Source organism: Ligilactobacillus faecis, assembly GCF_029889745.1.
GTDB lineage: Bacteria > Bacillota > Bacilli > Lactobacillales > Lactobacillaceae > Ligilactobacillus > Ligilactobacillus faecis.
In genome coordinates this window covers 1,461,647-1,486,007 of sequence record NZ_CP123639.1, presented here as the reverse complement: position 1 = coordinate 1,486,007, position 24,361 = coordinate 1,461,647, and the positions used below count along the sequence as shown (strand labels likewise).

Annotated in this window: 9 protein-coding genes; 1 reads left to right on the top strand and 8 read right to left on the bottom strand. The window is 39.1% G+C overall.

Annotated elements, in window-relative coordinates; all coding sequences use genetic code 11:
- Nucleotides 1–26 precede the first annotated feature (26 nt).
- The 7 genes from QFX10_RS06775 to QFX10_RS06745 all read right to left on the bottom strand — a co-directional run bounded on the left by QFX10_RS06775 (nt 27) and on the right by QFX10_RS06745 (nt 19,870).
- The gene (locus tag QFX10_RS06775) at nt 27–15,104 is read right to left on the bottom strand and encodes a mucin-binding protein (protein WP_280605499.1); all 15,078 of its coding nucleotides are present in this window, start codon (nt 15,102–15,104) and stop codon (nt 27–29) included.
- Nucleotides 15,105–15,302, bottom strand: a complete 198-nt coding sequence (locus tag QFX10_RS06770; protein ID WP_280605498.1) for a hypothetical protein — start codon at nt 15,300–15,302, stop codon at nt 15,105–15,107.
- 12 nt (nt 15,303–15,314) lie between these two features.
- On the bottom strand, nt 15,315–16,169 hold the full coding sequence (locus QFX10_RS06765; RefSeq protein WP_280605497.1) for an enhanced serine sensitivity protein SseB C-terminal domain-containing protein: 855 nt from the start codon (nt 16,167–16,169) through the stop codon (nt 15,315–15,317).
- 17 nt (nt 16,170–16,186) lie between these two features.
- A complete protein-coding gene (locus QFX10_RS06760) occupies nt 16,187–16,369 on the bottom strand; it encodes a hypothetical protein (protein ID WP_280605496.1) in 183 nt (60 codons plus the stop codon).
- A gap of 24 nt (nt 16,370–16,393) precedes the next feature.
- Entirely contained in the window at nt 16,394–17,206 is an 813-nt protein-coding gene (locus QFX10_RS06755) for a MucBP domain-containing protein (protein ID WP_280605495.1), read from the bottom strand.
- 529 nt (nt 17,207–17,735) lie between these two features.
- Nucleotides 17,736–19,124 (bottom strand): FAD-dependent oxidoreductase, encoded by a 1,389-nt coding sequence (locus QFX10_RS06750; RefSeq protein ID WP_280605494.1) that lies wholly within the window; start codon nt 19,122–19,124, stop codon nt 17,736–17,738.
- A gap of 185 nt (nt 19,125–19,309) precedes the next feature.
- Nucleotides 19,310–19,870, bottom strand: coding sequence for a MucBP domain-containing protein (locus tag QFX10_RS06745; RefSeq protein WP_280605493.1), 561 nt, complete (start codon nt 19,868–19,870; stop codon nt 19,310–19,312).
- 769 nt (nt 19,871–20,639) lie between these two features.
- On the opposite strand from QFX10_RS06745, the gene QFX10_RS06740 reads away from it, so the two are divergent.
- On the top strand, nt 20,640–21,947 hold the full coding sequence (locus QFX10_RS06740) for an IS4 family transposase (RefSeq protein WP_280605492.1): 1,308 nt from the start codon (nt 20,640–20,642) through the stop codon (nt 21,945–21,947).
- 1,079 nt (nt 21,948–23,026) lie between these two features.
- Here the strand turns inward: QFX10_RS06740 and rho are convergent.
- Nucleotides 23,027–24,316: a transcription termination factor Rho gene (rho, locus tag QFX10_RS06735; RefSeq protein ID WP_280605491.1), complete on the bottom strand. Its 1,290-nt coding sequence runs from the start codon at nt 24,314–24,316 to the stop codon at nt 23,027–23,029.
- Between the last annotated feature and the right edge of the window lie 45 nt (nt 24,317–24,361).

Sequence of the window (24,361 nt, the reverse complement as noted above, 5' to 3'; positions counted from 1 at the left end):
AAATATATTAAATCTGACTTATTGATCTAGTTCCTTTTTTTTCGCTTTCTTTGACCTAGTTCTGTGGCACCTAACAAGGCAGCGCCACTTAGTAATCCTAGACCAAGTAATATTGATTCTTTATCATCTTCATCACCAGTTTGTGGTAATTCGCCTACAACTTCCCGATTCACGATCTGTTTTTGATCCAAAACTTGTTTTGAACCTTCTGATGGTACTTGTCTTTGATTTACCTGAACTTTCTGGCTACTTTCTTCCTCTTCACCAACAGTTGTCGGTGTTGATGGAGTCTCTGGGATATCTAGTTCACTCGCAACATAATAGTATACTGTCTGACTTTGATCTTTCATATCTGGTGTCAATACTCTCCCAGCCACTACTAGTTTATCTGGTGTATATCCATCTAAAGTCGGAACAACACTTGGATCTATCGTCCCATCACCATTCCATACAGTTTCGATCGTCTCACCAGTTACCTTATCGATCACATATGTCGGCGTAAAGACTTTCTCTACCACACTAGGTGGAAAAGCTGGTTCGCCTTTATGTGGACCATTACCGTAAATATAGTTGACTGTATCAGTAATAGTTACTGGGACCCCTGTAGTTGTTTTTGTCCCGTGATCTAGATAAACATAGTAATCTTGCTGTTTATTCGTATCTTCATCAAACATACCTTCACTAGCTTCAGACTGTGCGTAGACTAACTCATAACCTTTTGCACTATAATCCTTAAGTCTGTTGCTGTATTTTGTCCCGGCTTCACCACTTAAGTGTTGGATAAAGTCAACGATCTCTTTCCCATCACTTGGAGTATATCCAGTATTTTTGGTCTTTGCACCGTTAACGTCAATATAGTGGATCGTCACCAGTTGCTCCCCAACATAGTAATTGATCGTATCTTTTAAGTTTGCGCTATTATGGTCGAGCTGAGTTGCACCAACTGTCGCTTTATCTGCCACATATCCTGCAACTGTTGGACTTTCAACCGCTTCTGTCGTTTGCGCTGGACTCCATGTTGTAGCCAAAACCTCTTTAGTTACTGCATCCAACGTATTTCTTGAAGTAAAGACGTAATCTTTTTCATATGTCTGTGCGACTTGCCCACCCTTCAGAGGACCATTGCCATAGACATAATTAATAGTTTGTTTGATCGTCTTTGTTTCACCATTTTCTTCTAAACGACCGTGTTTCAAGATAACCTCAAAGATCTGATCGACATTCTTATCATTATCAAAGGTCGCATCTGTTGGGAAACCATCACTTACTAACACGTACCCTTTGCTTGTCAACTCATTGATCTTGGCCACCGTCGTATATTCGATCTTGGCGTTATTTCTACCTGTAACACTATCTGAACCTAACTGTTGTCCTGTCGTTTCATCGATATAATTGATCGTTGCTTTTTGATCATCATAGTTGTAAACGACTTTTGTATCTTTCCCTGGATCTTCTGGAGTGATCGTCGGTACTTCTGGCGTCATTCCTGGAATATTTGGTACTGGTTGATCTGGGGTCGTCTTACTTGGATCAGTCGGATCATTTGGATACTGTGGATTTGGTACATCTGGGATCGGATTCCCATCTGGATCTACTGGAACGATCTTGCCTAATGGCCGGTAAACGACTTGTTCACTCAAGTTTTCTTGCACTGTGTCTTTAGCGTTTACGACTGCTTTATCAACATAGTACCCTTCAACAACTGGAGATTTGACTGCATCATATTGTGACTTGTCAGCTGTCCACGCTTCGTTAGGGTTCTTGACTTCTCCTGTTACCGTATCGATGAATAACGTCCGCGTCCATGTTGATGTTTGCACATTATCTTCAGCAACTTTGTTACCTTGTTCATCAACATAAATGATCGTTGATGTATAGTCTTTGCTGTATTGATCTTTAGCTGGCCATTTTGGTCCATTTGGATCTGGATCGTTAGGGTTGATCGGTGTGTTTGGTTCGTGTGGATCATTTGGTCCAACTGGTTTTTCTCCATGTTTTAAGATAACTTCAAAGACTTGATCTGTATTTTTATCGTTATCAAACATTGCGTCAGCTGGGAAACCATCACTTACTAACACATACCCTTTATTTGTCAACTCATTGATCTTGCCCACCGTCGTATATTCGATCTTGGCGTTATTTTTGCCTGTAACACTATCTGAACCTAACTGTTGTCCTGTCGTTTCATCGATATAATCGATCGTTGCTTTTTGGTCATCATAGTTGTAAACGACTTTTGTATCTTTCCCTGGATCTTCTGGAGTGATCGTCGGTACTTCTGGCGTCATTCCTGGAATATTTGGTACTGGTTGATCTGGGGTCGTCTTACTTGGATCAGTCGGATCATTTGGATACTGTGGATTTGGTACATCTGGAATCGGATTACCATCTGGATCTACCGGAACGATCTTGCCTAATGGACGGTAAACAACTTGTTCACTCAAGTTTTCTTGCACTGTGTCTTTAGCGTTTACGACTGCTTTATCAGCGTAGTAACCTTCAACGACTGGAGATTTGACTGCATCATATTGTGACTTGTCAGCCGTCCAAGCTTCGTTAGGGTTCTTGACTTCTCCTGTCACTGTGTCAATGATCAATGTCCGAGTCCATGTAGATGTTTGCACATTGTCATCTGCAACCTTATTACCTTGTTCATCAACATAAGTGATCGTTGAGATGTAGTCTTTGCGGTATTGATCCTTTGTAGGCCATTTTGGTCCGTTTGGATCTGGATCGTTAGGGTTCACTGGAGTTTCCGGTTCGTGTGGATCATTTGGTCCAACTGGTTTTTCTCCGTGTTTCAAGATAACCTCAAAGATCTGATCGACATTCTTATCATTATCAAAGGTCGCATCTGTTGGGAAACCATCACTTACTAACACGTACCCCTTATTTGTCAGCTCATTGATCTTGCCCACCGTCGTATATTCGATCTTGACGTTATTTCTACCTGTAACACTATCTGAACCTAACTGTTGTCCTGTCGTTTCATCGATATAATTGATCGTTGCTTTTTGATCATCATAGTTGTAAACGACTTTTGTATCTTCCCCTGGATCTTCTGGAGTGATCGTTGGTACTTCTGGCGTCATTCCTGGAATATTTGGTACTGGTTGATCTGGGGTCGTCTTACTTGGATCAGTCGGATCATTTGGATACTGTGGATTTGGTACATCTGGGATCGGATTACCATCTGGATCTACCGGAACGATCTTGCCTAATGGACGGTAAACGACTTGTTCACTCAAGTTTTCTTGCACTGTGTCTTTAGCATTTACGACTGCTTTATCAGCGTAGTACCCTTCAATAACTGGAGATTTGACTGCATCATATTGTGACTTGTCAGCTGTCCACGCTTCGTTAGGGTTCTTGACTTCACCTGTCACTGTGTCAATGATCAATGTCCGAGTCCATGTAGATGTTTGCATATTATCTTCAGCAACTTTGTTGCCTTGTTCATCAACGTATGTGATCGTAGCGGTGTATTCCTTACTGTATCGATCCTTTGTAGGCCATTTTGGTCCATTTGGATCTGGATCGTTAGGGTTCACTGGAGTTTCCGGTTCGTGTGGATCATTTGGTCCAACTGGTTTTTCTCCGTGTTTCAAATGGATCACTACATTTTGATCAACATCATCATTGTCATCAAATGTTGCTGGTAATCTATCTTGACTCACTAATACATAGCCCTTGTCAACGTAACCATTGATGATCCATTGATAATCTTGGAGAACACTTGCGCCGATCACACTTGAACTTGCGCCCACTGCTAATCTCTCTTTGTTTTCTAAGATCTTACCATTATCACCATCATCGATCACTGTATAAGTCAATACTTGTTGATTTGCGCTGTAGTAAACTGTCACTTCGCTGTTTTGACTAGCTGAGGTGACTGTTTGAGCTTCGACCACAGCTTTATCAGCTGTATAACCAGCGATCGTTGGGCTTGTCACCGCCACAAACGTATCTGTGGCTGGATTCCAGACTGGATCACCAACATTTTGTTTAGTAACTTGATCTACTTTATAAGTTGGTACAAACGTCTTCGTCTCAGTCACGCTATCAGCTGCTCTTTGTCCCGCTTTTGGTCCGTTACTGTAAACGTAGTTGACTACTCTTGTGACGTTTACTGGCGTACCTTCTACATCTCTTAACGTATGTGTCAAGTAGACATAGTAGTTTTGATCGACACTTGGATCAGCATCAAAAGTCCCAGCGCTTGCTTCTGGCTGTGCTTCTGCAAGCTCATAACCAGCTTGTTCGTAGTTCCACAACGTATTGGTGTAACTTTGGTCTGCTTCACCTGTCAATGTTTGTAGTTGAGCTGTCAACTCAGTCCCTGAGGTTGGGGTGTAACCTGTACCTTTTTCGACTCCGTAAACGTCCACATAGTGCACTTTTACTGTTTGAATCCCAGCAGTATACGTTACGACATCATTTAAGTCAGTCGATTCATGCGTCAAGCTTTGACTGCCGACACTTGTCTTATCAGCGACATAGCCTGCAATTGTTGGGCTCGTCACTTCTAATGTTGTTTGTGGCTCGCTCCAAACAGTAGTCAGCACTGCTTTCGTTACTGCATCTAACGTATTTCTTGAGGTGAAGACGTAGTCTTTTGTATACGTTCTGGCGGCTTCTTCACCTTGTTTTGGTCCATTGCCATAGACATATCTGATCGTTTGTTTGATCGTCTTCGTCTCGCCATTTTCTTCTAAACGACCATGGTTTAAATGGATCACTACATTTTGATCAACATCATCATTGTCATCAAATGTTGCTGGTAAGCTATCTTGACTCACTAAAACATAGCCCTGATCAACATAACCATTGATGATCCGTTGGTAATCTTGCAGAACACTTGCGCCGATCACACTTGAGCTTGCGCCCACTGCTAATCTCACTTCGTTTTCTAAGACCTTACCATTATCACCATCATCGATCACCGTATACGTCAATACTTGTTCATTTGCGCTGTAGTAGACTGTCACTTCGCTGTTTTGACTAGCTGAGGTGACTGTTTGAGCTTCGACCACAGCTTTATCAGCTGTATAACCAGCGATCGTTGGACTTGTCACCGCCACAAACGTATCTGTGGCTGGATTCCAGATCGGATCACCAACATTTTGTTTAGTCACTTGATCTACTTTATAAGTTGGCACAAACGTCTTCGTCTCAGTCACGCTATCAACTGCTCTTTGACCTGCTTTTGGTCCGTTACTGTAAACGTAGTTGACTACTCTTGTGACGTTCACTGGCGTACCTTCTACGTCTCTTAACGTATGTGTCAAGTAGACATAGTAGTTTTGATCGACACTTGGATCAGCATCAAAAGTTCCAGCACTTGCTTCTGGCTGTGCTTCTACGAGCTCATAACCAGCTTGTCCGTAGTTCCACAACGTATTGGTGTAACTTTGGTCTGCTTCACCTGTCAATGTTTGCAGTTGCGCTGTCAATTCAGTCCCTGAGGTTGGGGTGTAACCTGTACCTTTTTCGACTCCGTAAACGTCCACATAGTGCACTTTTACTGTTTGAATCCCAGCAGTATACGTTACGACATCATTTAAGTCAGTCGATTCATGCGTCAAGCTTTGACTGCCGACACTTGTCTTATCAGCGACATAGCCTGCAATTGTTGTGCTCGTCACTTCTAATGTTGTTTGTGGCTCGCTCCAAACAGTAGTCAGCACTGCTTTCGTTACTGCATCTAACGTATTTCTTGAGGTGAAGACGTAGTCTTTTGTATACGTTCTGGCGGCTTCTTCACCTTGTTTTGGTCCATTGCCATAGACATATCTGATCGTCTGTTTGATCGTCTTCGTCTCGCCGTTTTCTTCTAAACGACCATGGTTTAAATGGATCACTACATTTTGATCAACATCATCATTGTCATCAAATGTTGCTGGCAAACTATCTTGACTCACTAACACATAGCCCTGATCAACATAACCTTTGATGATCCATTGATAATCTTGGAGAACACTTGCGCCGATCACACTTGAGCTGTCTCCAACTGCTAATCTCACTTCGTTTTCTAAGACTCTACCATTTTCACCATCATCGATCACTGTATACGTCAATACTTGTTGATTCGTGTTGTAGTAGACTGTCACTTCGCTGTTTTGACTAGCTGAGGTGACTGTTTGGGCTTCGACCACAGCTTTATCAGCTGTATAACCAGCGATCGTTGGACTTGTCACCGCCACAAACGTATCTGTAGCTGGATTCCAGACCGGATCACCAACGTTTTGTTTAGTCACTTGATCTACTTTATAAGTTGGCACAAACGTCTTTGTCTCAGTTACGCTATCAGCTGCTCTTTGACCTGCTTTTGGTCCGTTACTGTAAACGTAGTTGACTACTCTTGTGACATTCACTGGTGTGCCTTCTACATCTCTTAACGTATGCGTCAAGTAGACATAGTAGTTTTGATCGACGCTTGGATCAGCATCAAAAGTCCCAGCACTTGCTTCTGGTTGTGCTTCTGCAAGCTCATAACCAGCTTGTCCGTAGTTCCACAACGTATTGGTGTAACTTTGGTCTGCTTCACCTGTCAATGTTTGTAGTTGAGCTGTTAACTCAGTCCCTGAGGTCGGGGTGTAACCTGTACCTTTTTCGACTCCGTAAACGTCCACATAGTGCACTTTTACTGTTTGAGTCCCAGCAGTATACGTTACGACATCATTTAAGTCAGTCGATTCATGCGTCAAGCTTTGACTGCCAACACTTGTCTTATCAGCAACATAACCTGCGACTGTCGGACTCGTTACTTCTAGTGTTGTTTGTGGGTCGCTCCAAACAGTAGTCAGCACTGCTTTCGTTACTGCATCTAACGTATTTCTTGAGGTGAAGACGTAGTCTTTTGTATACGTTCTGGCTGCTTCTTCACCTTGTTTTGGTCCATTGCCATAGACATATCTGATCGTTTGTTTGATCGTCTTCGTCTCGCCGTTTTCTTCTAAACGACCATGGTTTAAATGGATCACTACATTTTGATCAACATCATCATTGTCATCAAATGTTGCTGGTAAGCTATCTTGACTCACTAACACATAGCCCTGATCAACATAGCCATTGATGATCCGTTGGTAATCTTGGAGAACACTTGCGCCGATCACACTTGAGCTGTCACCAACGGCTAATCTCACTTTATTTTCTAAGACTTTACCATTATCACCATCATCGATCACTGTATACGTCAATACTTGTTGATTTGCGTTGTAGTAGACTGTCACTTCACTGTTTTGACTAGCTGAGGTGACTGTTTGAGCTTCGACCACAGCTTTATCAGCTGTATAACCAGCGATCGTTGGACTTGTTACCGCCACAAACGTATCTGTGGCTGGATTCCAGATCGGATCACCAACATTTTGTTTTGTCACTTGATCTACTTTATAGGTCGGCACAAACGTCTTCGTCTCAGTCACGCTATCAGCTGCTCTTTGACCTGCTTTTGGTCCGTTACTGTAAACGTAGTTGACTACTCTTGTGACGTTTACTGGTGTACCTTCTACGTCTCTTAACGTATGCGTCAAGTAGACATAGTAGTTTTGATCGACACTTGGATCAGTATCAAAAGTCCCAGCACTTGCTTCTGGCTGTGCTTCTACGAGCTCATAACCTGCTTGGGCATAGTTCCACAACGTATTGGTGTAACTTTGGTCTGCTTCACCTGTCAATGTTTGCAGTTGAGCTGTCAACTCAGTCCCTGACGTTGGGGTGTAACCTGTACCTTTTTCGACTCCGTAAACGTCCACATAGTGCACTTTTACTGTTTGAGTCCCAGCAGTATACGTTACGACATCATTTAAGTCTGTCGATTCATGCGTCAAGCTTTGACTGCCAACACTTGTCTTATCAGCGACATAGCCTGCGATTGTTGGGCTCGTCACTTCTAGTGTTGTTTGTGGCTCACTCCAAACAGTGGTAAGCACTGCCTTCGTTACTGCATCTAACGTATTTCTTGAGGTGAAGACGTAGTCTTTTGTATACGTTCTAGCTGCTTCTTCACCTTGTTTTGGTCCATTACCATAGACATAACTGATCGTTTGTTTGATCGTCTTCGTCTCGCCGTTTTCTTCTAAACGACCATGGTTTAAATGGATCACTACATTTTGATCAACATCATCATTGTCATCAAATGTTGCTGGTAAGCTATCTTGACTCACTAACACATAGCCCTTGTCAACATAACCATTGATGATCCGTTGGTAATCTTGCAGAACACTTGCACCGATCACACTTGAACTTGCGCCAACTGCTAATCTCACTTCGTTTTCTAAGACTTTACCATTATCACCATCATCGATCACTGTATACGTCAATACTTGTTGATTTGCGTTGTAGTAGACTGTCACTTCACTGTTTTGACTAGCTGAGGTGACTGTTTGAGCTTCGACCACAGCTTTATCAGCTGTATAACCAGCGATCGTTGGACTTGTTACCGCCACAAATGTATCTGTAGCTGGATTCCAGATCGGATCACCAACATTTTGTTTTGTCACTTGATCTACTTTATAGGTCGGCACAAACGTCTTTGTCTCAGTTACGCTATCAGCTGCTCTTTGACCTGCTTTTGGTCCGTTACTGTAAACGTAGTTGACTACTCTTGTGACGTTTACTGGCGTACCTTCTACATCTCTTAGCGTATGTGTCAAATAGACATAGTAGTTTTGATCGACACTTGGATCAGTATCAAAAGTCCCAGTACTTGCTTCTGGCTGTGCTTCTGCGAGCTCATAACCGGCTTGGGCATAGTTCCACAACGTATTTGTGTAACTTTGGTCTGCTTCACCTGTCAATGTTTGCAGTTGAGCTGTCAACTCAGTCCCTGACGTTGGGGTGTAACCTGTACCTCTTTCAACTCCGTAAACGTCCACATAGTGCACTTTTACTGTTTGAATCCCAGCAGTATACGTTACGACATCATTTAAGTCAGTCGATTCATGCGTTAAGCTTTGACTGCCAACACTTGCTTTATCAGCAACATAGCCGACAACTGTTGGGCTCGTCACTTCTAGTGTTGTTTGTGGAGCGCTCCAAACAGTAGTAAGCACTGCTTTCGTTACTGCATCTAACGTATTTCTTGAAGTAAAGACGTAGTCTTTTTCATACGTTCTGGCAGCTTCTTCACCTTGTTTTGGTCCATTGCCATAAACATATCTGATCGTTTGTTTGATCGTCTTCGTCTCGCCGTTTTCTTCTAAACGACCATGGCTAAGGTGGATCACTACCAATTGATCTACAGATGAATCTGAATCATATTTGTCGGGTAATTCAGGCATACTTACAACAATATATCCTTGTTTCTCATACTCATCTGCGATCTTTTGGTAGCGTTGATAGATACTTAACGGAACATCTGATTCTGATTCACCTGTCCCAAGCAACGTTACTGGAACAAGCTCTTTGTTTTCAGTATCATCTATCACTTGATAATTGAGCACTTGTTGCTCAGGAGCATAGTAAACGGTAAAGCTCAGATCACTTTCTGGCGTTTCATGCGTTACATTGATACTTTCGATCTTTGCTTTGTCTGGTGTATAGCCTGAGACAGTCGGACTTTGGACTTCAACAAATGTTTGTGGACTGCTCCAAACTGTATTGATAACTTCCTTAGTTACTTTATCGATCGTATCAACAGAAGTAAACGTTATTGGTTGCGAAGTGTACATTGGCGCTGCAACGTCACCTTTATGGATCCCACTAGCATATAAATAATTGATCTTTTCTGTTAATGTTACTGAAGATCCTGCCTTATCCTCTGTATCATGCCGTAAATGGACCACTAATGTTTGATCGACTGTTGGATCATTATCATAGTTATCAGGCACTGGATCTTGGCTGACTACAACATACCCAGCAGCTTTATAACGTTCGATAATATTTTCATAATCACTCTTAGTCGAAGCACTGACTTCTGAATTTGATAAACCATTTCCAAGCTCTTGCTTGTCTACTAATGTAACTGGTGTATATCCCGCATCAGTTTTGGTGCCTTGATCATCGATAACAGTTACACGCAAAGTTTGGAGATCTTCAACATATTTGATCTCATACACTTGAATATCTGTATCAGTATTACCAGTATTTTCAGTGTTATCAAAAGTCAATTTAGCTGCTAAAGCCGCGTCTAAACTGCTATATTCTTTTCCGTCTGGCGCAATGACTGTATATTTATAATTTTGACGTTTGAACGCTAGCGTACCATTCGCCAATGTAGTTGCATCTGAAAGAACAGGACTTCCATCCTTGCCATAAAACATGATCCCACCAGTTACGCCATCGCTATAGAACGGAGTGAAATTTTCAGCTCCAGCTACCGTTGTCGGAAGCTCTTTTGCTGGGTCATTTTTACTGATGATCACAGCCTTTTGGAAATCACCAACATAGTTAACAATAAAGTTTTGCGTTGCACCAGAGGCATCACTTACGCTATCAAACGTACCTTGAGCTACTAAAGCTTCTGCTAAAGTATCATATTCACTACGCCCATCCACATCAGTCAACAATTTACCATTATGGTCAACTACTGTGATCGTATAGTGATAACCTTTACGAGCTAATTGTGCATCCGTTACACTAAAGCTGATAGCGCTGACCCCTGTAGGATCTTCTTGGAAGTTACTTCCAGTATTTGCTTGCGGATCACCAGTCGCAGTCGCCAACTCAGTCCCACTGAGGGCTCCTTCAAGTAATCGAGCTTTATCAACTTGATAGACTCGCGTTATTACAGTAGAGCCGTCTGCCTCCAAAGTTTCATTTGGCAAAGTCTTGCTTCGAATAAATTTATATCCAGTAATAGTTCCTGGAGGATCAAGTACTAAAGCTTTACCCGCTTCACCAAAAAGATCACCATTTTCGATCGTGTATTCTCCAGTATCTTGGTCTAAAATAGCTTTTCCTTGAATATCTTTGTAACCGTTGATCTGATTTCCATCTTGATCAACGATCTTCAAAGTTGCATAAGTCGCATAAGCATCAGTAACGAACCCCGTATTTAAATATTGCTGATTTTCATAACCCATGACTTGTAGTAAAGTAACTTTCTTTGACATATTATGCTCACTTGTTGGTGAATATGCATCGAATTTATAAACGATCTTGTTACTTTCACTTAATGATGGTACATACAATACCAACGACTTGATCGTTGACCAATCAGTTACTTGGTCTGCAGTCTTTAATTGACTTGGGAGGGCTTGACCACGCGACCACGTTGAACCATCAGTAAAGGTTAACGTCGTACCATCAGCATTTAGTGTAGCTAATTGAGTTGAATAATACACTGTATGCGCATCATTAGCAGAGTTATTAGTTGGATCAACTGATAACGAACCTGATCCACTGATATTTAACGTAAAGTCTTGGGTCGCATTAGGATTATTGCCATCAGCTATTCCAGCCTGAGGTAAGTTCATAACTGAAATAACACCTTTTAATGGATCCGGAGTATTGTTGATCATACCAAATTGGAGTTCTTGAAGACCAATTCTATTACCGTTAAGTTCAACATAGTCTTGGTTCGGATAGTTCAAACCGTCAGAGTCCAAACCAACATCAGCCGTCCCTTTGATCATCGGCACAGGCCTAATTTCAATTGGTGCAACGATCCGTAAATAACCATTATTGTTCCCTGGAAGCACCATCATGGTATCGACACTCTCACCATCATCAAACTTAAGCTTTGTCTTATATGAATCAGGTAGATCAGAGTTACTGAAGTCACCCCCAACTTGGATCCAGCTAGTATTTCTATCACTAGTAACATTAGGAATATAGGCACGTAAGCCTTCAGTCGACACTCCCATTTCTTGTAATTGTGCGGCAGTGTATAGATCTAAAGTTTTATTATTAGCTTTATCTTCGTAAGCATATAAGGTCTCAGTTGTTCTGTTTGTATCAAATCCGTTTAAAGCATCACTACGGACCTGTACGTTAACACTCACGCTATCAGTAGGCCCGAGTTCAAAACCTGTCCCAGTCCAATCAAGGATAATAACTTCTTGTCCATCACTATTATGCTTCCTAGATATTTTAGGTTTTGGAACATCACCTTGAGCTGATTTAACAGTGTAGAAACTATTTGATCCAGAAACTCTGGTGATCTCCATTTGGTCTGGAACAGTAAAGTATACGATCGGATCTTTAACTTTTTTATATATTATTTGAGTAGGCGCTTGCCATTTCCCACCTGGCAAGTCAGTGGCTGTTTTATTTGGTTTTCCCTCTAAAATACCACCTGCATCTAAGTTTGTCCCCGGTCTATAAATCGATGTGTTGGACAAAGTTCCTCCCGCGTTTAAGCTTAGAGTCAATACATCGCCCAAATTATAAACACTTTGGTCATTTCCAAAGCCACCTGAAGTTGGTAACTCTGCGGTAATAGGCAGATTACGCACCTCATCTTTTGTTGCTTTGAAGATGATCTTTCTATTACCTTTTTTAGATTCAGAACTAATAGATATATTTGTAGTATATTCTTTATCGTATTGGGCTGAATCGTTTAAATATCCTAGTATATTAATATGACCTGACCTAACATCGTGTAAACCCGAGCTAAAATTACCACTGATCATAGTTGCATTAGCATAGTAAGGAACATCTGGTGTAACATCATAAGCTGAAACTTTCACACCATCAGCTAATTTGGCCCCGTTACTAAATTCTCCAAAGTGATCTATGACTCCAGTGGTTGGATTATAACTTTCACCCGCTTGCAACCGCTGGGTGATCTTGCTTCCATCTTCACCAGTGACCACAACTGTATAACCTGTCTGGGCTGGATTATATGATCCAAAATCAGCATAGTCGCCACTCACATTATTTAGCGGGACTACAATTCCAGTAGTCGTGATCTCAGCTGGAAAATCAAAGTGATACGTAGGCGTAAAACTCGTAAGTCCAGTTCCCCGCAATCCTACCGAATATAACACTGGTGCGTAAGGGGCACCTTTTTCTAAAATCGGTACATTGGCTGACATTGGTCCACCTACTGGAGTCATATTAGTATACCCCTGGACCCAGCCACCAGCACGATCTTCTTCGATCAAAGTATCTGCTCTGACATTTGCATATAGTACATCAATGCTATAATTTTCATGAACATTAGGGTCATTCTTTGACAAGACTGTTTCATTAAAACTCTTAGACTGCTTAACTGCTCTGTTAGCGTCTAAAGCTTCTCCAGTATCGATATTTGTTTGGCCAAAATAATGTTTTCCCCCATCACCTACATCATACCAACCTGAAATCTGGCCACTTTCACCTGTTGTTTGTTCACTAGTATATCTACCAATAAACGGTATACCATCAGCAGAAACTGGAGCATATTCATAAAGCGCCATTATTTTAGGGAAATCTATGATGATCGGAGTACCTTCTCCTCCAGGCTGCGTTATTGAAGCGAGTCCCTCGACATAGTTAGAAGTATATTCGACAGTAGATTTTTTTATATACTCTTTAGTAGCTACTTCATCTAAAAGGAAATGCTCTGGAACTGGGACACTCAATTTGAGAGACCCATTTCCTACATAACCATCCTTCCCCCAAAAAACACTAGCAAAATATAGATAATTTTCGTTGATCGTACGAATAGTTTTAGCATTTGCACTATCCATGGCTGCATTTGGCTTTGGAGTCACTTTAACATCTGGAATAATTTCTCCAAGTTTATATACAATTTCGTTACGTGTATCAGCTGGAGCAGCCTCACCGTTTATTAAAAAGCTGATGTCAAAGCTTTCACCACCATGATAGGTTTTCTCTATAGTTTTCCCTGAATTATTAACATATGGTAGATAGGGATCACTTACAGACGAGTATCTTCGATCTTGATTAAAGAAAAAGACGGCAGGTATTGTTTGAGTTCTAGTGACACTGACATTATCAGGGACATCATCGATCGTCCAAGTTATAGTGTACACACCATCATTTGTATATTCTTTTTTAGGATTTCCTGTTGGTTGCATTGTATAGGCTGGATTCTCTTTGTAGGAGAAATTAACAGGTCTATAGTCAAACCCCTTCGGTGCGATGACCATGCTAAATTTATCACCCTTTTTACCCGTATACGTCACTGCCATCCCTAGTTTTCCTTGATTGTCAGCACTATTTTTGGCGTCATACGTATACTCTTTGGATCCGTCGTCCAATACTTTAGGAGCAGATAAACTTCCTTTAGCATCACCTTGTGTTAAAGAAGTTAGTCCGATCGATCTACCATCTGTTGCACTTGCTATTTGAGGTTCTGCACTTGCAGTAGTTGCTAATAGCGAAGTTTCTAACTTGTTTGTCGATACCGAACGTGCGGTTCTTTTCAAAGGAGCCAGATCTTTTTCAAGCTCTAAAAAGGCAAGACTCTCTTCTGTTTGTTGTAAACCATTTACTTGACTCTGAACTTTTGCGGGTTCAGCTTCTTGTTTTTGGTCACTAGATGTGGCTGAAGTGTCTGTTTTTATTTCAGTCACATCATTATCTGCTACAATGTCTTCTGCTGTAGCTTGAACCTTATTATCAGAAGATCGAGATTCTGAGCTTTGCTCTGCTACCTCATCTTTTTTGGCTTTGGGCTCTTCAGTAGGCTCACTAACTTTTTTTGCAACAGTATCTGCCTGAACTTGAACGCTCTCACCTTGATCTTTTGGGACACTTTGCTCATCGGATACTGCAGTCTCTGTTTCAGTAATTTCTTGATTCGTAGCCTCTTCTTGAGATTGTCCTACTTTACTCACATCTACGCTTTCTTCAGTGCCTTGCGTCTGCCCTGATGTCGTTTGAGTTTCATCAATAGCGACTTGCCCACTTACTTCACTAGCCTGTTCTCTTTTATCGTCTAAAAGATCAACTTCTTGACTTAACGAAACACTTTCCTCTACTTCACTGACATCTGTAGTCTTGTCTAACTTATCAGCTTCTTTTGTCTCATTTTGTACGGGTGTATTTGTCGCTGACGTTTCATCAGCAGAAACTTGCTGTACCAGTGAGGCAGTACTAAAAATCGACATCCCAGCTACGACCCACATTTTCTTTCTTTTATAAAGTTTATAACGTTTTTTCTCATCGGTCGTATATTTAAATAACCGGGAATTAGCGTTATATCTGATCATCTATGTCTCCCCCTTATGTTCGAAAAAAAGTGGGAGCGTTCCTAGCGATATCTTGCCTTCGAACTCACCCACTTCGATAGCACTGGCAAATGTTGACTCCTCTTTTTGTTTACTTGCTTCGATTGCTAGTGGTAACTCTCCTTTACCTCTTCGAATCTCCTTTTTCTTCAAATGATCATCAACTACTATTCGATACATTTCAGTCACCTCTCATCCAAATAAGCCAATACGCCGTTCATAAAAAGGCGTGAAATTTTTATCGGCCGAACGTCCAACTAAATCATTAGTCGTCCCGATCAAAACATCTGAACGATAAGGTAACTGACTACGAATACCTATTGCCAACTTACGTGCCACACTCTCTTCAAATTTTTTCTTATCTCCTGTATAATCAACGATCACCACATATTCGTAATCTTCGTGTTCCGGCAGTTTGACCCCCAAGAGCCATGCTCGCTTTACACTACGCATTCTTTTTAGTACGTTCTTCAGTTTGTTTTCGATCCTTGCTGCAGGATCACGTGGCATGATTTTTAGTTTAAAACTTCGTCCATCTCCTAGATCGATCGGACGAATCTGTTTCACATAGCTCCAATATTCATTTGTGAGAGGAAAATTATGTTCTCCCGGATTGACTAAAATTCCTGCCACATTGACTCTCCGCGCTTGAAACATTAACTCTTGAGCTGATAAAACCATAGGACGTAACTCTGTATTTTTTCCCATACCACGCAAGAAACTCTCCATCCGCTCTGGGCTACTAAATACAGGTACATATTCACTTCCATCCGCTAAATATGTCATAGTTGCAATGTCTAATTTAAGCCCAGGTTTACGATTTTTGGCAGAAATTACTTGTTCGCCAACTTGGACGGGTACATAAAATAGCATTGTATAGAGTGCACTTACGAATTTTAGTTCTAAGCTCGAATCAAGTGGTTTGACCATAAATTCACTAAGCGCTTTTTCAAATCGCACCTTCTTTAACGGAATAACTTGCGTTCTTTCCTCCGTTTTAGTAACGACCTTATCAGCTTCTTTTTCATATACCTCTGCTTCTTGCATTGATCTCACCTCATCTACTACTGCTCAATGATCTCTAAAGCATCTAATAGTTGCTTTTCTTTAGCGATTATTCGAGTCACTAGTTCCTGATCATTTTTTTCAACTGCATTGACCAACTTTTCAGCACCATCAACTACGCTTTTGCCTAAGATAATTGCTGGTGTCAAATTCAATAATTCTTCTAATTTTGCCTCTTCCATAACCTTTTCCTCCATAAATACTTATCAATTCAAACGTTCAACAGCTGTTAGTAATGACTTAGCATGCTTGATCAAACGAGTTCTTTGTGAACGTGTCAAATTTCCTTGTTTCTCATACTCAACAAGAGCTGTCATAACCTGTTTAAACGCATTTAGTAATAGCACTGTTGGTTCTGTTAAACTCATATCTGTGTCCCCTCCTATTACTTGCACTTGTTCAACTTCCTCTGGAATCTCACTTTCCTCAACTATCGCAGAATATGCAATATCTTCTTTTGGATTTTCAACTTCTTCGATCTCGGTAGTAGTCTTTTCTGAAACAGCAGCCTTTTTATCCTTGCTCCAAAGCTTTGTCAGTTCATCTATCTGATCCAAAGTCAGCTTGAGTAAATGCACATCTTGCGTAGGATCATCTGGCAGAAAATTATCTGGATCAACGACCCTCTTACCAATACGCTTTTCTCCATCATTTTCTTCAAGGTAATAGTAATCTTCACTTCCTTGAATTTTAGGTAGCTCTATTACTTGAACTCGGTTAGCATGTCTGGATATCTTAAATTGCTTCGTTCCAATATTTGTTTCATCAAGCCCTGATTGAATCGTCAGTTTACCGAGGCGTTCATAGACTAATTCTACTTGTTCGACTTTTTCTCCCATTACCCCTTCTAAATTTCCCCGATATCCGTCAAGAATATAACCATCTAGACTTGGCGTATTTACTCGATAAGGTTCCCCAACAGTTTTAAAAATTTTCAAAGAATCTGTTATCTTTTTTCGATCAGGTGTGATGAAATTAACTACCACATAATTTAAAGATTGTGTCTCATTGTCCAACATTATTCTTCTCACCTCCAAAAATATTTAAACTTCCATAAAGAACCACACTATCTTTTTTAAGATGGTACGGTCTTTGTTCTAAGACATTGGAATATCTTAATTTTTCCAACATCTTATCATAGTTTATATTAAAGCTATATTTAAATTGTGTAAACCGTATCTACTATAAATTTTGAATATTCAATTTCAAAAATTGATACTATCAAAAAAAATAACGTTATTATATCTTTAGCAATTCTAAGGCTTTTTCGCTATAATACGGAAAATTTTGCTATTCATTCTTTTCTTCATTTACTAGAAACTATAAATTATTAATTATATATAATTTTTCCGCCAAAAAATTAAGCACCTTTAATTTTGTTCAAATTATATCGTTTTGTACATTTATTTTTTAAACAAACCACACTGAGTAGTACATGCCAAATACTCTCAAAAATCTCAAGTGCCAAAAAAAGTAGCTTGCCCCTGCCTAGAACAGGTATCAAGCTACCGAAAATAGTTATATTCGTTTTTTATTTTCCCCTCTACCCTAGTACTTATTCCGATCTCCTGCAGTCTCATCACCAAGTTCTTTGATCCCTTTTTGGGCTATATTTGACAAAATATTGTCTGGCGTATTAAAGTACGGATAAAAAAAGAAACGATAATCTTCAAGTTCATCAATTGTCACCTTTTTTTGCACAGCTAAAGAAAGAAACGTTATTATTCCTGAAAAATCACCTTTTGAACAAATTTGCGCTCCAATGATCCTATGATCATCGTTGCGATAAATAATTCGAAGTTTTACTTTCTCTCCCCCACTATTGATCGCAGGAAGTAAATTATACACTTCATCATCCACATAGCCGTATCCTATACGATATGCATCAGCTATTTTCTCCGTGATCCCTGTTGCAAAAAAATTTAGACCAAAAATTCGAATCACCCTAGTTGTGACCATCTCACCTATACTTTTGGCTATACCCATAATGCTTTTGGCAGCAATTTTGCCACTCCGAAGTGCATTTGCTACTGAGAAATCAACTGTCAGATCGCTTAACACACTATCACTCACAGTCGCACAATCTCCAACTGCATAGACATCTGGATCAGAAGTTCTTTGTTCATCATCCACAATATAGGCTCCATTCGTATACTTATCCAGATGAAAACCACCTAAATTTGTATTAGGTAAAAAACCTGTTGTTATTATCACCATATCTGCAAGAAAACTCCCATTCGTGGTGATCACATTGCTTACTTTACCAGCACGTCCTTCAAATCCAATAATTTCACTATCTAGCTCAAGTTCTACTCCATACCCTAATAATTGTCTTTCAGCAATTTTACTAAATTCTTTGCTAAAATTCCTACCAAGTAAGTGTTTATCGATCTCAAACAAAGTAACTTTCTTTCGCCGTTTACTAATTGCTTCTGAAAGCTCCACTCCAATAGAGCCTCCACCAACGATCGCTACATTTTTGATACGGTCACTATCGATTTTTTGGTTGACTAACAGCCCCTCTCGCAAATTCTTTATCGTATATATCCCTGATAACTCACTATTTTTAATTTGTAACTTTTGTTGAAACGAACCTGTTGCCAAAACTAACTTATCGTAATCGACTACAAATGAATGTTTTCGCTCTTTATTCTCACTTTCTACGAAGACTCTTCTTTGGTCGAAATCCACTCTAGTTACCGTAGAATGTGCATAAAAATGGTCAATTCCATCAAGATATTCTTTAATATCAATTGAGAAAAAATCTTTATATGTTGAAACAGCACCTCTTATTAGAAGAGGTGTTGCTCCACTAATATATCCCAGTGAATTTTCTCTATCAATAACTGTGATCTCAAAATCACCATTTCCATTTTGAACTAGCTGTCGCACAGCAGCTAAACCTGCATGGTTAGCTCCTACAATAACAATCTTCATCTTTTTCATTGCCATCATAATAAAATGTGAAGTTATAAAATCCCCCTCTTTTTATTGTACCTGCATTGATAACAACTCTTCGTTAAACAATGCCCACTCCACATTTTGTACCTTTCTACATAGATATTCTCGATATTAACAAATTACACATAATATATTCTAACAAAATTCACATTAAAAAAAAATCAAATGCTCCTGCTGTCTTCATTAAATATAGGCTTAATAATTACTTCCTCACCCAATTGAATTTCAGGTACTCCCCAATCTCCGTTCAACTTTTTATATTGTGCTGGGGTCAAGCAAAATAAATAGACTTTTTTAGTTGGATCACTAGGAATGAAATTGTTGGTGTCAGCCACACGAGCACCAAGTACCTGTTTTCCAGCTTTTTCTTCAACAAAGTAATAAGCCTCCTTTTCCTCTAATTTAGGCAATTTGATTTTTTTTATTTTCAACGCATCAGATGAATTTTGAAAAGGTTCTACTAATGTGTAGTTTCCAGCCAAACCTTTTCTTATGACGAGCTCTCCTAATTCTTTGTAGATCAATCGCACTATTTTTTTTGTATCTGCGACTCCACTAAGGTCACCTTGATGTCCAACTAGAACATAACCGATCACTGTGGGAATCTTCACTTGATAGCGTTCACCGATCGGTTTAAGCAACGTCTGCGGTTCTAATATTTGTTGTCCTAATGGAGTAATAAATTCTACTACTATGGTAGTTGTTATTTTTTTTAATACCATTTATAATACCCCTTTTTCGCTAATTGCCAAAATTTCAAACTATCCACTTAACTAATAACAATCAAAAATTTATAGCTATGTATGTCCATGTTCATTAACTTTGTGATTCCATTAGAATATTTTTATTTTTGTATTTTAACATTTTCATCCCATCGAAAAAAGACTATTATTTTTTGAAAAATTCATTAAAAAAACACAATTCTAAACGTTTTATTCTATTGATTAAACTCAAACCAGCATTCGTGAACTTTTATACAATGTTATATATCAATATTTTTGGAATATTTTTTTAATAACTTTTTTTAAAAAACTTAACCATTAATAAATAGTACAATTTTTGTCGCATTATTCTATTTTCCCACTAATATCCAATCCACAAAAATAAACACATTTAGAGTCCGATATTCTAGAACCGTAGCTAATTTTAATTCGGCTGGATATTTTCCAGACTCTAAACACTTTTAAGCCATCTGACCACCAACTTTGTATTTTCTGACCCAATTATCAAATGTATCCTTAGAGATACAACATTTAGGCCAGATAAAGTACTTACTATATGTCCACTAAGATGATATAAAGACTACTTCATATCTTTTCCTCGAGTATATGTTTAGTAGTTCTTCTAGACATAAAAAAAGGCCCCCTAGAGAGGCAATGTCATTAAGTTAAGAGAGCTTGTATCAAATTTCAATTTAGAAATTTGATACAAGCTCTCTTTTTTGACATCTATGACGTTAATAGAGATTATTAATGTACGGAGGTGAGCATTATGAATATAGCACAACTGAAAAAGTTATTTTTAACTACCCTTGACTCGATCGACCAAGAAAAAGAAAAATATGTTGTCGATCCCAAACGTGATTTTATACGTCAGAGAAAACTTGTTTTTAAAGACACGCTACTTTATATTCTATCAATGGGTGGCGGGACTATTCTAAGTGAATTATCACAACTAACAGGAGGTATACCGGAACTCACTGTTTCAGCTTTTACACAACAAAGATATAAAGTAAAAGCTGAGGCGTTTAAAAAATTCTTCCATCTGTTTTCCGATCGATTATCACAAAACACTCAAAGTCAAATCAGGATCCTAGCTATCGATGGCTCTAGTATTCATATCCCAACTGATCCAACTGATAAAAGCTCTTATTTTCCATCTCCAAATGGTCGCAAAGCTTATAATTTACTTCACCTTAACGCACTCTTTGACTTAGACAAACAAATTTATACAGATGTGATCGTCCAAAAAGGTATGGATAATGAGCGCAATGCCTTGAATAAAATGATCGCTCGTTCTAAAATCCCTAAGGCGCTCATTATTGGCGATAGAGGATATGAATCTTATAATACCTTAGCGCACATCCAAGAAAAAGGTTGGTCTTTCTTGATCAGAGTACGAAACAACAATGGCGTGATCAGTGGAATAGCACTTCCAGATGAACGCCAATTCGATAAACATTTCACACTAAAATTAACACGTAAACAAACTAGAGAAACTAAGGAATTATTTAGAGAACGTAATTCTTATAGATTTATACCGGCCAATGTGACCTTCGATTTTTTATCACAAAAAACCAAGAAAGCTGACCCAACTGAATTTTATTCACTTGAATTTAGAATAGTACGTTTTTCTGTATCCGAAGACAAGGATGTGACTGTAGTAACTAATCTAAATCAAAGTTCATATCCAGCTTGGAAACTAAAAAAGCTTTACCATTTACGTTGGGGGATAGAAACAGCATTCAGGACATTGAAACATACCTTGGGATTATTGAACTTTCACGCTAAAAAAATAGTGGGGATCCTTCAAGAGATCTACGCTAAACTTATAGTGTACAATTTCACCCAAATGATCATAGATCATGTATCACTCCAAGAAAAGGCTCGATCATATCAATATAAAGTTAATTTTACAGTCGCTGTGAGACTGTGTAGATCTTTTATTAGAGGAAAATCCCCACCAAAACGGTTAGAATCCTATATTTCTAAAAATATTCTTCCAATCAGGAATGGTCGGCATTATAAAAGATCATCCAGCAGAAGAAAAGCATCAGGATTCAACTACAGAATAACATAAAAGAACGTGCTGATAAAAAAATTTGATTAACTATCAGCTTATTTGTCGTGATAAAAAGAGATCAGATAACTACAAAATATGTTTCTGATCTCTTTTTCAATATCTAATCTTTAGTACTGTAGGCTTAACTTAATGACATTGCCTAGAGAGGCTGTGATATGAGTAAAAAGGCCTCTTCAAATTCCGAACGTTGGAATTTGAAGAGGTCTTTCTTTATCCTGAAAATACTAATTTTTTTTAGACTTTGTAATAGGAAGTAACGAATAATAATGCTTTAGTGGTAGTTTTTATTAATATATAAAAGGTAGAGTAGATTAATACTTTTCTAGTTTTTTAAAGATCATCGGTACTACTTCTCTCAAGATTTGTTGAGCTAAATGCCTGCTTCCCATAGAACAATAAAGCATTACTGTCTTTTTATTTATAAGACTGTTTAAACTACTTGTATAATGCTTCATAATTTAGCAGCTTTCCTTTGAATAAGGACTGTCTAAAACGGTACAAAGCTTAATTGTAAATGTTATTAGCCAAATGAGCATACTCATCTAGGTATAGCATAACGTTTGTCATTACTTCTGACCACATATCTTTCTACCAAGTATTCATATTGAAGTTTAGTTTTTTCAGTTCTTAAGTTTTTAAAAGCTTGCATATTCTTGGACTTTTGTTTTCTCTTCTTTCTCCTACTTGCATACGTTCTATGTAACAAGCTAGTGATCTCTTCAAAAACTTCTTGTTGATCTGTCTTTTTGTCAGTTAATTCTGACATCAGAATAATTTCAGTGTGATATTTGGCAACTAAGTACTCGAACAAGTCGAAACATACACGACTTGTTCTATCTTTGTGAGTAATGATGATCTTTGCTATTTTACGTCAATTACAAGATCAAGTAATCCAAAAAACTTCTTTCTCTTTTCAAAAGAAGTGCCACTAGTTATACCTTGATCTAAACCGTTAGCTTAACATTCTTTATAGCAAAATTTTTTAAGTTTTCTATTTGGTTTAGGTGTAGACACCTAGCATAGAGATAAAATTTATCTTCAACTTATATTTTAGCTCAAAAAAATTAATCCATATTTCACTTCGTTACTTCCAAATAATCGATCTGTTCACAAAAATCAGTATTGGACTTTGTTTGCTTTAAGATCTTCAAAATTTGTTCGGTATCTTTCAAAGGATCATCTCCCATAGCCCGGCGTAGTTTCCACACTGACTCCAGCACGCTTGGGGCTAATAAGAGCTCTTCTTTTCGTGTTCCTGAACGTTTGAGATCTACAGCTGGAAAGATCCTTCTTTCAGCTAATGTTCGACTTAATTGAAGTTCCTGGTTCCCAGTTCCTTTGAATTCCTCGAAGATGATGTCGTCCATCCGACTTCCTGTATCAACTAAAGCCGTTGCAATGATCGTCAAACTCCCACCTTCTTTTACATTTCGCGCTGCCCCAAAGAATTTCTTAGGACGATAAAGTGCAGTTGGATCAAGACCACCAGATAAAGTTTTGCCACTTGCAGGAACGACGAGATTATATGCACGCGCCAGACGTGTCAATGAATCAAGTAAAATGATCACATCTTGTTTATCTTCAACTAACCGCATAGCCCGTTCAAGTACAAGTTCTGAAATATGCGCATGATTTTCTGGGCGCTGATCAAAAGTCGAGTACACGACCTCGCCTGTCGGATTGATCTTTGCCAAGTATTCTTCAAGATCAGTCACTTCTTCTGGACGCTCATCGATCAATAAAACGATCAATTTAGCTTGTGGATGTAATTTTGAGATCCCAGCCGTGATATCTTTTAAAAAAGTAGTTTTACCAGCTTTAGGGGGCGCAACGATCAATCCCCGTTGCCCATAGCCGATCGGAGCAAATAGATCAATAACACGAGTCGATAGTTTGCGCGGATCGTTTTCTAAGATAAGTTGTTTTTCAGGATATTTGGCTGTTAAAGCCGGAAAATGTGGTCGACCTTTAGCTTCTTCTGGACTCTTACCATTGACTGAGTCGATATAAAGCATTCCATAACGGTCATTAGCGATATTTTGTCGTGGCGGACGTACTTTACCGATGACTTCATCTCCGTTGCGCAAACCAAAGCGCTTGATCTGGGAAGCTGAAACATAGATATCTTCTTTTGACTGACTGTAATTTAGAGGACGTAAGAAGCCATAGCCGCCATCATCGTAAAAGATCTCCAAAATACCTTTCATCACAAAACTTGATTCTTCTGCTTGAGCTCGAATAACTGCTAAAGAGAGCTCCTTTTTATTCATTTGACTATAGTATTTGATCTTATACTTTCTTGCATATTCATATAATTCTTTTAATGTCTTTTTTTGTAGATCCTCTAAAGTTACATTCTCAGACATGAAATCGCCTCTATCATCTATTTATTTTTTGACACCTAAGCCCGA